General features: G+C 69.0%; 15 protein-coding genes. 12 read left to right on the top strand and 3 right to left on the bottom strand.

Annotated elements, in window-relative coordinates; genetic code table 11:
* Positions 1–31 precede the first annotated feature (31 nt).
* Entirely contained in the window at positions 32–2,017 is a 1,986-nt protein-coding gene (locus ACIBVQ_RS14570; RefSeq protein ID WP_362776676.1) for a thioredoxin domain-containing protein, read from the top strand.
* 166 nt (positions 2,018–2,183) lie between these two features.
* Here ACIBVQ_RS14570 and ACIBVQ_RS14565 read toward each other — a convergent pair whose 3' ends face one another.
* Both ACIBVQ_RS14565 and ACIBVQ_RS14560 read right to left on the bottom strand, forming a co-directional pair.
* Positions 2,184–4,424 (bottom strand): transglycosylase domain-containing protein, encoded by a 2,241-nt coding sequence (locus tag ACIBVQ_RS14565; RefSeq protein ID WP_399177838.1) that lies wholly within the window; start codon positions 4,422–4,424, stop codon positions 2,184–2,186.
* A gap of 102 nt (positions 4,425–4,526) precedes the next feature.
* Positions 4,527–5,006, bottom strand: coding sequence for an Lrp/AsnC family transcriptional regulator (locus ACIBVQ_RS14560; RefSeq protein WP_352013834.1), 480 nt, complete (start codon positions 5,004–5,006; stop codon positions 4,527–4,529).
* Between the two features lie 102 nt (positions 5,007–5,108).
* Here ACIBVQ_RS14560 and hppD point away from each other — a divergent pair, with 102 nt between their 5' ends.
* From hppD to ACIBVQ_RS14545, 3 genes are all read left to right on the top strand, one after another.
* The gene (gene hppD, locus ACIBVQ_RS14555) at positions 5,109–6,218 is read left to right on the top strand and encodes a 4-hydroxyphenylpyruvate dioxygenase (RefSeq protein WP_352013835.1); all 1,110 of its coding nucleotides are present in this window, start codon (positions 5,109–5,111) and stop codon (positions 6,216–6,218) included.
* 143 nt (positions 6,219–6,361) lie between these two features.
* Complete coding sequence (locus ACIBVQ_RS14550) at positions 6,362–6,931, top strand: RDD family protein (protein WP_399177836.1); 570 nt, start codon at positions 6,362–6,364, stop codon at positions 6,929–6,931.
* An 82-nt stretch (positions 6,932–7,013) separates the two neighbouring features.
* A complete protein-coding gene (locus tag ACIBVQ_RS14545) occupies positions 7,014–8,471 on the top strand; it encodes a M1 family metallopeptidase (RefSeq protein ID WP_399178035.1) in 1,458 nt (485 codons plus the stop codon).
* 11 nt (positions 8,472–8,482) lie between these two features.
* Here the strand turns inward: ACIBVQ_RS14545 and ilvA are convergent, their stop codons facing one another.
* Positions 8,483–9,691, bottom strand: a complete 1,209-nt coding sequence (gene ilvA, locus ACIBVQ_RS14540) for a threonine ammonia-lyase (protein WP_352013837.1) — start codon at positions 9,689–9,691, stop codon at positions 8,483–8,485.
* Positions 9,692–9,941: 250 nt separating this feature from the next.
* On the opposite strand from ilvA, the gene ACIBVQ_RS14535 reads away from it, so the two are divergent.
* From ACIBVQ_RS14535 to ACIBVQ_RS14500, 8 genes are all read left to right on the top strand, one after another.
* Positions 9,942–10,388, top strand: a complete 447-nt coding sequence (locus ACIBVQ_RS14535; protein ID WP_362914094.1) for a MarR family transcriptional regulator — start codon at positions 9,942–9,944, stop codon at positions 10,386–10,388.
* A gap of 47 nt (positions 10,389–10,435) precedes the next feature.
* On the top strand, positions 10,436–10,615 hold the full coding sequence (locus ACIBVQ_RS14530) for a PadR family transcriptional regulator (RefSeq protein ID WP_399177833.1): 180 nt from the start codon (positions 10,436–10,438) through the stop codon (positions 10,613–10,615).
* Between the two features lie 419 nt (positions 10,616–11,034).
* Positions 11,035–11,253 carry a hypothetical protein gene (locus ACIBVQ_RS14525; RefSeq protein WP_399177831.1) on the top strand — a complete coding sequence of 73 codons (219 nt, stop codon included), beginning with the start codon at positions 11,035–11,037 and terminating at the stop codon, positions 11,251–11,253.
* Positions 11,254–11,267: 14 nt separating this feature from the next.
* Positions 11,268–11,888, top strand: a complete 621-nt coding sequence (locus ACIBVQ_RS14520; protein ID WP_352013841.1) for a hypothetical protein — start codon at positions 11,268–11,270, stop codon at positions 11,886–11,888.
* A 154-nt stretch (positions 11,889–12,042) separates the two neighbouring features.
* Positions 12,043–12,498, top strand: a complete 456-nt coding sequence (locus tag ACIBVQ_RS14515) for a GNAT family N-acetyltransferase (RefSeq protein WP_399177829.1) — start codon at positions 12,043–12,045, stop codon at positions 12,496–12,498.
* 862 nt (positions 12,499–13,360) lie between these two features.
* Positions 13,361–14,239, top strand: coding sequence for a helix-turn-helix transcriptional regulator (locus tag ACIBVQ_RS14510; RefSeq protein ID WP_362914086.1), 879 nt, complete (start codon positions 13,361–13,363; stop codon positions 14,237–14,239).
* On the top strand, positions 14,230–14,433 hold the full coding sequence (locus ACIBVQ_RS14505; protein WP_352013845.1) for a DUF397 domain-containing protein: 204 nt from the start codon (positions 14,230–14,232) through the stop codon (positions 14,431–14,433). The genes ACIBVQ_RS14510 and ACIBVQ_RS14505 overlap by 10 nt, the downstream gene beginning before the upstream one ends.
* A gap of 187 nt (positions 14,434–14,620) precedes the next feature.
* Positions 14,621–15,226: a hypothetical protein gene (locus ACIBVQ_RS14500; protein WP_399177826.1), complete on the top strand. Its 606-nt coding sequence runs from the start codon at positions 14,621–14,623 to the stop codon at positions 15,224–15,226.
* Position 15,227 lies beyond the last annotated feature (1 nt).

Genomic DNA, 15,227 nt, shown 5'->3' with positions numbered 1-15,227 from the left:
CCGGCGTGCCGCCTGTGGCAGAGTGGGTGGCATGAACAGACTGGCCGAGGCCCAGTCGCCGTACCTCCGTCAGCACGCCGACAACCCCGTCGAATGGTTCGAATGGGGCGAGGAGGCGTTCGCCGAGGCCAGGCGCCGTGACGTTCCCCTGCTGATCTCCGTCGGGTATTCGGCCTGCCACTGGTGCCACGTGATGGCGCACGAGTCGTTCGAGGACCCGGCGACCGCGGCGATGATGAACGAGCGGTTCGTCAACGTGAAGGTGGACCGCGAGGAGCGGCCGGACGTCGACGCGGTCTACATGGCGGCGACCCAGGCCATGACCGGTCAGGGCGGCTGGCCGATGACGGTCTTCGCCACCCCGGAAGGCCACCCCTTCTACACCGGGACCTACTTCCCCAGGGCGCACTTCCAGCGGCTGCTCGCCGGGGTCGCCAACGCCTGGGCCGGCGACCGGGAGGCGGTCGTCGGGCAGAGCTCGACGATCGTGGAGGCGCTGAACGAGCGCAGCGCGCTGCCCACGGGACCGCTGCCGACGGCCAGGACGCTCGCCGAGGCCGTCGAGACGCTCGGCCGGTCCTTCGACCCGGTGCGCGGCGGGTTCGGCGGGGCGCCGAAGTTCCCGCCGTCGATGGTGCTGGAGTTCCTGCTCAGGTACGGCGCCGCCGCCAAGACGTCTCCCGGCGAGGAGCCCGCGGTCCTGATGGCCGAGCGGACGTTGGAGGCGATGGCCAGGGGCGGGATCTACGACCAGCTCGCCGGCGGGTTCGCCCGCTACAGCGTGGACGCCGACTGGGTGGTGCCGCACTTCGAGAAGATGCTCTACGACAACGCGCTGCTGCTGCGGGTCTACACGCACTGGTGGCGCCTCACCGGGTCGTCCCTGGCCAGGCGGGTCGCGCTGGAGACCGCCGAGTGGCTGCTGGCCGAGATGCGCACCCCCGAGGGCGGCTTCGCCTCGGCCCTGGACGCCGACAGCGAGGGCGTCGAGGGGAAGTTCTACGTCTGGACGCCCGAGGAGATCCGCGAGGTCCTCGGCGAGGAGGACGGTGACTGGGCGGTCGCCCTGTTCGAGGTGACCGGGACGTTCGAGCACGGCACCTCGGTCCTGCAGTTGCTCGCCGACCCCGACGACGCCGAGCGCCTCGCCGACGTGCGCGCCAGGCTGCTGGCCGCCCGGGGCCGCCGGGTACGGCCGGGCAGGGACGACAAGGTCGTGACCGCGTGGAACGGCCTGGCCATAGCCGCGCTCGCCGAGACCGGGGCCCTCTTCCGGCGGGCCGACCTGGTCGAGGCGGCACGGGTCGCGGCCACGCTGATCGACGACCTCCACACGGACGGCGACCGGCTGCTGCGCACCTCGCGTGACGGCAGGGCGGGCGGCAACGCCGGGGTCCTCGAAGACTACGGCGACCTGGCCGAAGGTCTGCTCACCCTGTACGGCGTGACCGGCGAGACCCGCTGGTTCGACCGGGCGGGCGTCCTGCTCGACGCGGTGCTCGACCGCTTCTCCGACGGCTCCGGCGGGTTCTTCGACACCGCCGCCGACGCCGAACGGCTCTTCCAGCGCCCGCAGGACCCCACGGACAACGCCACCCCGTCCGGCCAGTTCGCCGCCGCCGGGGCACTGCTGACCTACGCCGCGCTGACCGGCTCGATCAAACACCGGCAGGCGGCCGAGGAGGCCCTGGGCACGGTGACCGTCCTGGCGGGCAAGCACGCGCGCTTCGCCGGGTGGGGGCTCGCGGTCGCGCAGGCCGCCCTCTCCGGGCCGGTCGAGGTCGCCGTCGTCGGCCCCGCCGGTGACCCGGCGACCACGGCCCTGCACAGGGCCGCCCTGCTGTCGACCGTACCCGGCCTGGTCGTCGCGCTCGGCGAGCCCGGCTCGGCGGGCGCCCCGCTGCTTGAGGGGCGCGGCCTGGTCGGCGGCCTTCCCGCGGCGTACGTGTGCCGGGGGTTCACCTGCAGGATGCCGGTGACCACCCCTTCGGCGCTCAAGACCGAGTTGCTCGCCTGATCCGCCGGGCAGGTCCCAGGACTCCGCTCTCCTGGGACCTGTTCGCGGATTCACGCCCACCGCGGTCGTCCGGGCGGCGACCGCTCCACAACCTCAGGACAGCGGATTCACGCTCGCCGCGGTCGTCTGGGCGGCGACCGTTCCGCAGGCTCAGAGCAGAGGCCGGTCAGTTCGGGCGGGACTGGGTGACACTGTCCTGATTCGGAGCCTGCTCCCTGCCGCCGATTCCCGGCTCGTCGCCGTCGCCCTGATCGTCGCCGTCGCCGTTACCCGGACCGTTGCCCGAGCCGTTGCCCGGCCCGTTGTCCGAGCCGTCGCCCTGGCCGTCGCCGTTGCCCTTGCCGTTACCGGGGCCGTTGCCGGGGCCGTCGCCGTCCGGTCCGTCGTCGTGGTCGCCGGGCTGCGGGGTGTGGTCGGGGGCCGGGGGTGTCGTCGGGTTCGAGCGCTGGGGCGGCGGGGCGGTGTCGTCCCGGGTCCCGTCGTCCGAATAGTCGCCGGTGTCCGAGCGGTAGGTGTCGCCGTAGTTGGAGTAGCCGTAGTTGGACGGCTCGGCGAACTCCTTGACCGGTTTGCCCGCCATCGCCTCCGTCATGAAGGCGCGCCAGACCTGGGCCGGGTACGTCCCGCCGTACAGGGCGCTGCCGTCCACGACGACCGGCTTGTTGTCGTCGCGGAACATGTCGACGGCCACCGCGAGCTGCGGGGTGAACCCGGCGAACCACACCGAGGCAGACTTGTCGGTGGTGCCGGTCTTCCCGGCGACCGGACGGTCGTAGAGGCGGGCGGCCGAACCGGTCCCCGCGGTGACGACCTGGGTCAGCGCGTAGGTGGCGTCGACGGCGGCCTGCTCGGTGAAGGCCCGCTTCCCCTTGGTCTCGATCTTGGTGGTGTCGCCGTTCGCGTCGGTGATCGAGCGGATCACATGGGCCTCGCGGTGGACGCCTCCGGCGGCGAAGGTGGCGAACCCCGAGGCGTTCTGCACGGCGCTCACCGAGGCCACGCCCAGCGGGAGGGTGGCGGCGGCGCTGTGCGGGGCCAGCTGGTCGGTGGGGATGCCCGCCTTCTCCGCGGTCTCGACGACCTTGTCCAGGCCGACCTTGCGTCCCAGGTCGACGAAGGCGGTGTTGACCGAGCTCTGGGTCGCCTTGACCAGGTTGATCTGCCCGTAGGAGTATCCGCCGGAGTTCGGGATGCCCTTGCCGTCGGTGGTGATCCGCAGCGGGGAGTTGCCGTCGACCCGGGTGTCGAGGCCGAAGCCGTTGTCCAGGGCGGCGGCCAGCGTGTAGGCCTTGAAGGTGGAGCCCGCCTGGACCTTGGCGCCGAAGGCGTTGTCGTAGGGCTGCCTGCGCCAGTCGCGCCCGCCGTAGAAGGCGACGACCTCGCCGGTCTCCGGATCGACCGCGGCCAGACCGGTGCGGACCTCCTTGGGGGTGCTCTCCGGCAGGACGGAGGTGACGGCGCGCTCGGCGGCGGCCATCAGGTCCTTGTCGAAGGTGGAGACGATCCGCAGGCCGCCCTGGTTGATGGTCTCGTCGGTGTATCCCCTGCGCCTCAGCTCCGCGGCGACCTGGTCGAGCATGTAGCCCTCCTGCCCCTTGGGGGCGAAGATCGGCCTGGGCTTCTTGAGCTGGGGGAACGTGGTCGCCGCAGCCTGTTCGGCGGTGAGGGCGCCGGTCTGCCGCATGCCGTCGACCACCGAGCGCCAGCGCGCCCTGGCCGCGTCGAGGTCGGCGCCGGCGGGGTTGGCGAACCGGGAGGGCTGCTGGATCACGGCGGCGAGGTAGGCGCCCTCGGCGACGGTCAGCTTGCTGACGTCCTTGCGGAAGTAGGCGTCCGCGGCGGCCTGGATGCCGTCGGCGTTGCGGCCGAAGTAGATCGTGTTGAGGTACTGCTCAAGCACCCAGTCCTTCGACTTCGACTGGTCGACCTTCAGGGAGATCATGATCTCCTTGAGCTTGCGGACGATGGACCGTTCCTGGCTGAGGCCGCTGTAGTAGTTGCGGACCATCTGCTGGGTGATCGTCGAGCCGCCCTGGAGCTGCCGGCCGGTCAGCGTCGACCACATGGCGCGTACGGTGCCGGTGAGGGAGATGCCCTGGTCCTGGTAGAAGGAGCGGTTCTCCGCGGCGATCACGGCGTTCCTGACGTGCTGCGGGACCTGCTCAAGCGGCACGCGTTTGCGGTTGACGCCCTGCCTGGCCAGCACGGTCTTGCCGTCGCGGTAGTAGATCACCGACCCCTGGGCGGTGGCCTGCGGCTGGGTGCTTCCAGGGATCGGTGTCATCGCCCAGGCGAGGGCGAACGCTCCGGCCAGGGAGATCACGAGCGCTCCGAAGACGATGAGCGCCACCTTCAGGAGCCTTCTCCTGGGTCCGGCCTTGCCCGCCCTCTTCCGGTACTTGAGCACTCGTCCCCCTGTTCCGTCCGCGGCCGACCCCCCGCCGGCCGCACGGAACCGTAAGGGTAAACGATGCATAACGGTGTCTGAGCCTTGCTTGGGATAGTACGGCTAGGTCCTCCCCTGACGCGGCGCGTCGGCCACCAAGGGAAGGACCCGGTATGGCACGGGTGTGTCCAAGGCGATGACCGAGGAGGTCCTGACCACCCCGTGGACCTCCACGATCAGGTCGATCACCCGTTGCAGGTCGGCGTTGCTGCGCGCCACGACCCGGCAGTGCATGTCGTCACCGCCGGTGATCGTGTGGACCTCCAGCACCTCGGGGATGGCGGCGAGCTGGTCGGCGACGGGGACGTGGCCGCTGATCTGCCGGATCTGCAGGGTGACGAACGCCGTCACCACGTAGCCGAGGGCGGCCGGGGCGACGTCGGGGCCGTATCCGGTGATCACGCCCCTGGCGGCCATCCGGTCGAGGCGGGCCTGGACCGTCCCCCTGGCCACCCCGAGCCGCCGGGAGCACTCCAGCACGCCCAGCCTCGGTTCCGCGGCGAGCAGCGCGATGAGCCGCGCGTCAAGGTGATCAATCGTCATTGTGTACAGGTACTCCGGTGGGAGTGGCAGTCGATTGCACACATTGTCCACTAAATAAGCTAACTCTTGCACAACCAGCTCATCGAAACGGACAGTATTCGTATGAGCGACATCTTTCCCGTGAACGGCATGGACGCCGTGGTCTTCGCCGTCGGCAACGCCAAGCAGGCCGCCCACTACTACTCAAGCGCCTTCGGCATGCGGCTGGTGGCCTATCGCGGGCCGGAGAACGGCAGCCGTGAAGAGGTGGCCTACGTCCTCACCTCAGGAAGCGCCCGCTTCGAGTTCCGCGGCGCCGTACGGCCGGGCACCGGGGTCTCCCGGCACGTCGCCGAGCACGGGGACGGCGTGATCGACCTGGCCATCGAGGTCCCGGACGTCGAGGCGGCCTACCGCGGCGCGGTCGCCAGGGGCGCCACGGGCCTCGTCGAGCCGTACACGGTCGAGGACGACCACGGCAAGGTCGTGCTCGCGGCGATCGCCACCTACGGCGAGACCCGGCACACCCTGGTCGACCGCTCCAACTACAGCGGCCCCTACCTTCCCGGGTACGTCGCCGCCCAGCCGATCGTCCCGGGTCCCGACGTGAAGAACGGCCGGGTGTTCCAGGCCGTCGACCACTGCGTGGGCAACGTCGAACTCGGCAAGATGGACGAGTGGGTCGACTTCTACGGCCGGATCATGGGCTTCACCAACATGGCGGAGTTCATCGGTGACGACATCGCGACCGAGTACTCCGCGCTGATGTCGAAGGTGGTCGCCGACGGCAGCCGCAAGGTGAAGTTCCCGCTCAACGAGCCCGCGATCTCCAAGAAGAAGTCGCAGATCGACGAGTACCTGGAGTTCTACGGCGGCCCCGGTGTGCAGCACATCGCACTGGCCACCAACGACATCCTGACGGCCGTCGACCACATGCGCGCGGCCGGGGTGCAGTTCCTCGACACTCCCGACTCCTACTACGACGACCCCGAGCTGCGGGCCCGCATCGGCCAGGTCAGGGCGCCGATCGAGGAGCTGAAGCAGCGCAAGATCCTCGTGGACCGCGACGAGGACGGCTACCTCCTGCAGATCTTCACCAAGCCGGTGCAGGACCGCCCGACGGTGTTCTTCGAGCTGATCGAGCGGCACGGGTCGCTCGGCTTCGGCAAGGGCAACTTCAAGGCGCTGTTCGAGGCGATCGAGCGCGAGCAGGACCTTCGCGGCAACCTGTAGTCCCTCTCCGGGCGCCCGCGTGTCCCGCGGGCGCCCGGTTTCCCTGTCAACATTTGTGCGCCTGTGTGGCCTCGCGGGGCGTGAGGGACAATTTGTAACTCCCCTTGGCTTTGGAATAGCCGTTATGCGGTGATTCACGACTTATGGGATCACCACCATCGGACAGTTCAGGACCTCCCTCCTGGTCCGACCAGCCGCCGGGCCCCGGGCGCCCCGCCGGGCCGTACGGTCCCCGGCACGGCGCGGGACCGCCGGGGCCGGAGTATCCCGGGTACGGCGCCGGGCCGCCCAGGCTCGGCGGACGCTGGCGCCGGCTGTTCGCCGGAATCCTGGACATCATCATCGTCGGGATCATCTCCTCGCCCTTCACCTACGAGTCGTTCAACACCGTGTGGGACACGAAGAAGGGCGTCTTCGTCCAGATCCCCGTGCAGCACACGCTGCTGGCGAGCGTGGTCGGCTTCCTCTACTACTGGCTGCTGACCGCCTTCTGGGACGGCAGGACCGTGGGCAAGAAGCTGTTCGGGCTGCGCGTGACCGACATCAGCGGGCGCAGAGTCGGCGTCGGGCAGGCCGCGCTCCGCGAACTGGTCGCGTGGGTGCTGTACGCCACCTGCTGCCTGGGATGGATCAACCTCGCCTTCATCCTCTTCACCAGCCGCAAACAGGCCATCCACGACATGGCGGCCAAGACCGTGGTCGTGGATTCCTGATCATCTGAGCTCCCCCGTCTCGCTCGCGTAGTGTGCGACAGGACGCCCGGCACGACCGGGCGCGGGAGGGGGATCTGTGATCATGGCGTCCGGCAGGCTCGCAGTCGTGGCGACGGCGGTGCTCATCGGGACAATCGGCGCCTGCGGGTCGGCGTCGCAGGGGGACAGCGGCTCCACCACGGTCGTCGCCGACGGCTCCATGCCCGATGACGGGGTGGCGGCCCGGCACGCGGGCAGGGCGGGAGCGGCCGGCATCGGCGATCCCGACTTCCCCAACGACGGCAACGGCGGCTACGACGTCGGCCACTACCGACTCAAGATCGACTACGACCCGGAGCGGAAGTACCTCTCCGGTGTCGCGGGCATCCAGGCCAAGGCGACCCAGAACCTGTCCAGGTTCGACCTCGACCTGTCCGGCTTCACGGTCGGCAAGGTCACCGTGAACGGCGCCCCCGCGCGTTTCTCCCGTTCCGGGGACGAACTCGTCGTGACCCCGCCCAGGATGATTCCCGACAGGTCGGCCTTCACCGTCGAGGTCACCTACGCCGGGGAGCCGAAGCCGGTGCGCAACTCCCCCAACCTCGGGACGTACGGGTTCATCCCCACCTCGGACGGCGCGTTCGTCGCCTGCGAGCCCAACGGCGCGCGGACCTGGTTCCCCGGCAACGACCACCCCGCCGACAAGGCGCGCTACGACTTCGAGATCACCGTCCCCGAGGGCGTGACCGCGCTGGCCAACGGCGAGCAGGTCGGCAGCCCGGTCACCTCGGACGGGAAGACGACCTACAACTGGCGGGAGAGCCACCCGATGGCGAGCTACCTCGCCACCGTGACGATGGGCAGGTTCGAGCTGCGCGAGGGCAGGACGGCTCTGGGCACCAAGAACGTGGCGGCCGTCGATCCGCGCTACAGCGGCTCGCTCAACCGGCTCTACAACCAGTCGGCCAAGATCACCGACTACTGGAGCAAGGTGTTCGGCCCCTATCCGTTCTCCTCGACCGGCGGTGTGATCGACGACTTCCCCGCGGGTTACGCCCTGGAGAACCAGACGAAGCCGATGTACGGCGGTTTCAACCCCGGTGACGACGTCATCGCCCACGAGCTGGCCCACCAGTGGTTCGGCGACAGCATGAGCATCAGGCGCTGGCGGGACCTGTGGCTCAACGAGGGCTTCGCCACCTACGCCGAGTGGCTCTGGTCCGAGCACAAGGGCAACGCCAGCGCCGAGCGGATCTTCCGCAACCGCTACGCGGTCGACTCCGGTGCCGCCATCTGGAAGTACGCCCCGGGCCGCGCCAAGCCGGACGACCTGTTCAACGACTCGGTCTACACCCGGGGTGCCATGACGCTGCACGCCCTCAGGCAGCGGATCGGCGACCCGGCGTTCTTCCGGGTGCTGAAGACCTGGAACGCCGAGCACAAGTACGGCTACGTCACGACCCCGGAGTTCGTCGCGCTGTCCGAACGGATCTCCGGAAGGCAGCTCGACGACCTCTTCGACGCGTGGCTGTTCACCCCGAGGAAGCCGACCACCTGGTAGGCGGGCCGGGGTCAGTCGCAGATGACCCGGTAGCCGTCCTGGCGCAGGGACCCGAGCACCTCGTCCGAGTGGGCGGGGCCCTTGGTCTCCAGCTGTAGCTGGACCTCGGCCTCGCCCAGGTGCACGCCGATCCGTTCGTGCGCGATGTCGAGCACGTTGGCGCCCAGGCCGGCCAGTTCGGCCAGCAGGCCGGCCAACTCCCCCGGGCGGTCGGACAGTGGGACGCGCAGGGTCAGATAGCGCCCGGCCGCCGCCAACCCCCGCCTGAGGATCTTCGACAGCAGCAGCGGGTCGATGTTGCCCCCGGACAGCACCGCGACCACGGGCGGTTCGAACACGTGCGGATGGGCCAGGATCGCGGCCACCCCCGCCACGCCCGCGGGCTCGACGACCTGCTTGGCGCGTTCGAGGCACAGCAGCAGCGCCTGGGATATCTCGCTCTCCGAGACCGTGAGGACACTGTCCACCAGATAGTGGATCAGCTCGAAGGGCAGCTCTCCCGGGCGGCCGACCGCGATGCCGTCCGCCATGGTCGTGGCGGGCGGGACCGTGACCGGCTCGCCCCTGGCCAGCGAGGCCGGGTAGGCGGCGGCCCGCTCCGCCTGGACCGCGATGATCCGCACGCCGGGCCGCAGCGACTTGACGGCCAGCGCCACCCCGGCGGCCAGCCCACCACCACCCAGGGAGACCACGATCGTGCCCGTCTCGGGAAGCTGTTCCAGGATCTCAAGCCCGATGGTGCCCTGCCCGGCGATGACGTCCGGGTGGTCGAAGGGGTGGATGAACACCGCCCCGGTCCGTTCGGCGTGCTCGACGGCGCTGGCCAGGGCGGTGTCCACGGTGTCACCCGAGAAGACCACCCGCGCGCCGTAGGAGTTGGTCGCGGCGACCTTGGGCAGGGGCGCGCCGTGCGGCATGTAGACCGTGGAGGAGGTGCCGACCAGACCGGAGCCGAGCGCGACGCCCTGGGCGTGGTTGCCCGCGCTGGCCGCGACCACGCCCCGGGCCCGCTCCTCCTCGGTCAGGCCCGCGATCCTGACGTAGGCCCCGCGCACCTTGAACGATCCGGAACGCTGGAGGTTCTCGCACTTGAGGTGGACGGGACCGCCGATGGCCGCCGAGAGGACGTGCGAGTGCACCAGAGGGGTTCGCAGGGCCACATCGGCCAGTAGTTCGCGGGCGGCGACCACGTCGTCGTAGGTCACCTGACGATCTGACATGCGGGACATCCTGCCACCACCCGGTGGCTTTCCCCCGCGCTTCGCCGGTCGTACCCGGGTGTCGACGGTGCTGATCTCGGGGTTTTCCCCGTGTCACACCGGCCGGACCGGTTTCATGGACGGGCGCCGGACAGGCCTGTCCGTGCCGTGTGCGTGCCGTACACGGAAAATCTTGGACAAGTCAAAATAACTGAGCTATCAAATATTTTGATCGCTTAAATACCTGTCGCCGCCTCAGTATGCTCAGCACATGGCAGACGACAGTGACAAGACCACCGTCGCCGAGCAGGTGTGGCGCAGCATGTTCGGATTCATCATGCACACTCGGCCCCGCAGGGACGCCGTGCTCACCGGACTCGGACTGACCCCCACCGAGGCCAAGGCGCTGGACTCCCTCGACGGGGAGACCGGCCGCACCATGAAGGAACTGGCAGCCGAGTGGAGCTGCGACGCCTCGACCGCGACCTGGACCGTGGACCGGCTCGAACGCCTCCACATGGCCGAACGGCGTCCGCGCCCCGGTGACCGGCGCGTCAGACTCGTGGTCCTGACCCCGCTGGGCGTGACGACGAAGGAGGAGATGACCAGGGGGATGCACATGACACCCCCAGAGCTGCTCGACCTCGGCGAGGAGGAGCTGCGCGCCCTGCGCGCCCTGCTCACCAAACTCCCCGGGGGCACCCGGTCTCCCGCCTGACCGGCCGGGCCTGACCATACTTCGCCGGGCGAAGCATGGTCTCTCTCATGGTCAAAGGATCACCGGTGGTCAGCGAGCCGACCTACTCCATCCTCGCCTGCCTGCTCGACGGACCGCTGCACGGACACGGGGTCATCAAGCAGACCCTTGAACTGTCGGAGAACCGGGTGAGGCTGCCGGTCGGCACGCTGTACGGCGCACTGGACCGGCTCACGGCGAACGGCTGATCGCCGTGGACCGCGAGGAGATCGTCAACGGCAGGCCGCGGAGACACTTCCGGCTCACCGACGAGGGAAAGTCCCTGGTGACGGCGGAGGCTCCGCGCATGCGGAGGACGGCTCAGATCGTAACCGGGCGAACCATGCCCGGACCGGCGTTCTCATGACCGCCGCCATGGGTCCCCACGCTCCGACGGGGGTGGGCGTGGGGCTCCTGGAACGGCGCTACCGGCGACTACTGCTGGGTTGTCCCCGTTTCGTACAGGGATGCCCACAGGGACGAACCGGTCGCGACCCTGCTGGAGACCGCGGAGCCGGGACGCGTCCCTGGTCGTCGGCGGGCCGCGGACCAGGGCGGCCCACGCCGAGTCTGGTCGAGGGCGACGGCTGGAAGCGCTTCCAGGCCCGAACTCCAGAAGCTCCCCGAGGTGGCCACGCCGCACCTGGACAGGGAGATCAGGGCGTCCCTTGAGGACCTGGAGTGCGGCAGGGGCTTCTCCACCGCCTTCCCGCCCAGGCGCAGGCAGATCATGGAGAGGACCCTTCGGGAGTCCGGCTGGAAGGACGGGCTGCTGCGGTGGGAACCCCTCCGGGGAACGGCCGGTGAACGGCCCGCTCCCGGCCTATGGACGCTGGGTGGCGGATAGGCAATCATCTACCGATGAAATCGCTCCCCCTCACGTCGGGCATCATCGGCGGCGTGCTCGTAGTCGGTGTCGCAGGCTGGATGATCTGGCAGTTACAGGAGCCGGACTCGACGGGCCTCGCGCGTGAGCCGGTCGTCGTCGTCGGCGACAAGACGCGCGCCTCCCTGATGGAGGCCATCGACCGGTACCTGGAGACGGCCGATCCCAAGCGGGAGAAGCCCCAGGTGCTGGCCGCGTTGAAGCCGGAACTCAAGCCCAGGATGTTCTGTCACGAGAACCTCGTCGAGGTTCGGAAGAAGAGCGAGAGCCAGCAGCTCGTCGGCATCGCCGCCTCGTGCGAGGAGTACGCCCGGGTCGGGCAGAAGCTCCTGGCCAGCAGCCAGTACAAGAACCTGTCACTGCTGACCGTCGAACCGAACGGCGAGACCTACCGCGTCATCGACATCCAGGAGGCCCTTGAGGGGGACCTGGTGCGCTCCTCGGTGCGGGAGATGTTCTCCGCCGAAGGGGCGCCCCGGGCCCTGGAGATCAGCGACTCCGACTTCTCCGCGCTGAGCGAGGAGAACCGGGTCGAGGGCCGCAAGGTGTTCGGCCTGCCGCCGAACGCCGAGATCCAGCTCTACCAGCCTTCGTAGGGGTTCCCCCTCATTCGAGGCTCTTCGGCGTCGGACTCCCCTCGTCGACGTGTGACCCGCCGCTCGCCGGGGCTCCGGACAACCCCCACATGTCCCGAACCCGGCGCGCCGCGGCTGTTTTTTCGGCCCCCGGTACGGTGCCAGAATCACGTCCATGATCACCGTCCGCCCCTACCTCCCCGAAGACCGTGCCGCCGTGCTCGCGCTGGCCCCCCGCCTGGCCGAGGGAGTCGCGACCTGGCGGGACCCCGGCGCCGTGGGCACCGCCGTACTCGGCTGGGTGACCGGGTCCCTGGAACGGACGGGCAACGACGACCACGAGGTGTTCGTGGCGGTTCGCGACGGCCACGTCACGGGGTTCGTCACGGTCACCACCCGCACGCACTTCACCGGCTCACGGGACGCCTACGTCGGCGAACTCGTCGTCTCCCCCGAGGCCGAACGCACGGGTGTGGGAAGCGCCCTGATGTCCGCGGCCGAGTCATGGGCACGCGCGCACGGCCTGCACCGCGTGACCCTGGAGACCGGCGCCGCCAACCTCCCCGCCCGCGCCTTCTACCGCTCCCTGGGCTTCACCGAAGAAGACGTACGGCTGAGCAAACCGATCTGACCCGATTCGATCTGTACCTTCCCACCACCGCGAACCGGAGGCCCGAGCTTTCCCCACGCCGCACACGGAGGTTTGTTCTCCGGCCTTACCGATTACCGCGCGTGAGGGTCGGCTTCAACTCCCCGGCGCCGCACGTGAGGCTTTGGCCTGTACCTTACCGATGCCGTGCCCAGGGGTTTGGCCTCTGCTTTCCCAACGCCGCGCACGAGGGGTTCGCCTGTGTCTTACCAACACCGTGCGTGAGGGATTCGCCGGTGCTTTACCGGTGTCGCGAGTGAGGGGTTCGCCTGTGCTTTACCGGTGCCGTGCGTGAGGAGTGTCCGGCTTGGGCGCGTCGGTGCTTGGACTGAGGAACGCAGGAGCGAAGCGACGGAGTGACGAGGGAAAGCACCGACTCAGGGCGCCCAAGCCCGCGACGCCGCCAGGCGGAGCAAAAAACACGGCTTGGGCGCGTCGGTGCTTGGACTGAGGAACGCAGGAGCGAAGCGACGGAGTGACGAGGGAAAGCACCGACTCAGGGCGCCCGAGCCCGCGACGCCGCCAGGCGGAGCAAAGGGACACAGTGACGAGGGAAAGCACCGACCCGCAGCGCCCAAGCCCGCGCTGCCGAAGGCAGCGCAAAGAAACACAACATGGCTTGAATGAGCACACCCAAGAAGTGAAAAATTGCCGTACCGGTCTGTTCCATCCGACGGTGTCCCGGCACGAAAACGCCTGGTACCGTCCCCCTCACCATGAGTTATGGATTATTTGTCGGACTGCTTTCGAGGTCAGAGTTCCCGTGAAAAGGATTCCCAGGTCAGAGTGGGCAGGACAATGACAGTTGATTGGTTTTCCCGGTCTGGTTTCCGTTCCCCTCCCGATGCCGGGACGACACCGGGAACCGGGTCACCGGCGTCCCGGAGGGGTCACGATGGGTGACGTCCCCTCCCTCGACCCCGGTTCCCCTCGTGTGCGGTTCGGCGTGGAGATGCGGCGCCTGCGCGAGGCGGCGCACCTGTCCCAGTCCGCCGTCGCCGCCCGTCTCGGATGCACGCAGACCCAGATCAGCAGGCTGGAGATGGCCACCCGTACCCCGTCGAGGGCGGACGCGGAGAAGCTGGACCAGATTTTCAACCTGGCCGAAAGACAGCATTTCGTCGGTCTGCACCGGCGCATCGTGGCCAGACCGGGCGGCCCGAAGTGGTTCATGGGCTGGGTTGAGGAGATCGAACCCAATGCGCTGGCCCTGCACTCCTGGGACCCCCTGCTGATTCCCGGGCTGTTGCAGACCGAGGCCTACGCGCGGCGGATCTTCAGCCTGGAGCCGAGGATCACCGCCACCGAGGTGGACGAACGCGTCCAGGCCCGCATGCGCAGGCGGCAGATCCTCGACCAGCGGAACCCTCCCTCCCTGCTGGTCCTCATGGACACGGGTGTGCTGCGGCGCCCGGTCGGCGGCCCCGAGGTGATGCGGGAGCAGCTCGACCATCTGCTCGACGCGGTGAGACACCCCTCTGTCTCCCTTCAGCTCGTCGCCCCGGAATGCCTGCCGGGAATGCTCGGCGCTTTCATGATCGCAAAACTTCCGAACGGCGATCCCGACATCGTCCATGTGGATTCTTCGGCAGATGGACGGGTTTCCTCCGAGCGCGAGACCGTCGCCTCCGTCTGGAAACGCTATGAAGCCATACGACTGTGGGCCTATCCTGAGCACGCATCCCTCCGCATGATCGAGGAAGTGAAAAAGGAATGGACCTGAGCACCACTGTGTGGCGAAAGTCCTCACTCTCCGGCGGAAACGGTGGGCAGTGTGTCGAGGTCGCCGGTCTGACAGGCGGCACGGCGGTGCGTGACAGCAAGAACCCCGACGGGCCCAGCCTTCTCTTCACCGCCGCCGAATGGCGGACGTTCGTCGAAGGCGTCAAAACCGGTGAGTTCGACAGGTTGGTCTAGGGTTTTTTCCTGATCGGTCACAGGACGACGCGTCGGATGACACCGGCCCGCCCCTCACGGTGCGGGGACCGGTGTCATCTCATGCCAGAGGAAGGTAAACAGGAATGGACCTGAGCACCACCGCATGGCGAAAGTCCTCATTCTCCGGAGGAAGCGCCGGGGCCCCCGAGCTCGCCCGGCTCACTTGATGCGCGGGAGCCGGGTCGCCGTCGTCCTCGTGCTGCTGGCGACGGTCTCCGCCTGTGGCCGGAGCGCCGTGAGCGCCCGGATCCCCGCTCCGGCGCCGTCGTCCTCGCCGCCTTCGTCCCTGGCCGCGTCGGTCTCGGCGCCGTCGTCGCCCGTTCCCCGGCCCGCCGTGACGGTCGGTCCCGGGGTGCCCGGCAAGAAGACCAAGGGGTGCCCGGTGACCAAGCTGCGCAGCCGGGGTGACATGCCGCAGGACGTGGGCGAACAGTTCCGGCAGGAGCAGTTGACCCCCGGCGACTGGTACGGCGTGGGCGGCCTGTGGACGTTGCTGGACACGACCGACGTCGCCTACAAGCGTTCCGGCGAGACGGTGGCCGTCAAGACGGTGTGGTGGCGGGATCGTGACGAGGCGCTGACGGTCGAGGCCGTCTCGGTCAAGACGGGTGAGACCGTGCGGGGGGAGAGCCCCGGCCCCTACCCGGTGCCCGGTGTGCAGCCCATCTCACTGCCGCTTCCCCATCTTGGCTGCTGGCATGTGTCCGCCTCTCTCGGCGGAACAAAGGTCAGTTTCATCACCGACGTGGCCCGCATCGGGGTTCTTGACTGAC

This window comes from Streptosporangium sp. NPDC049376, from assembly GCF_044466505.1.
Taxonomy (GTDB): domain Bacteria; phylum Actinomycetota; class Actinomycetes; order Streptosporangiales; family Streptosporangiaceae; genus Streptosporangium.
Note: the sequence above shows the minus strand (reverse complement) of the source record. Positions and strands in the feature narration are given on the sequence as shown.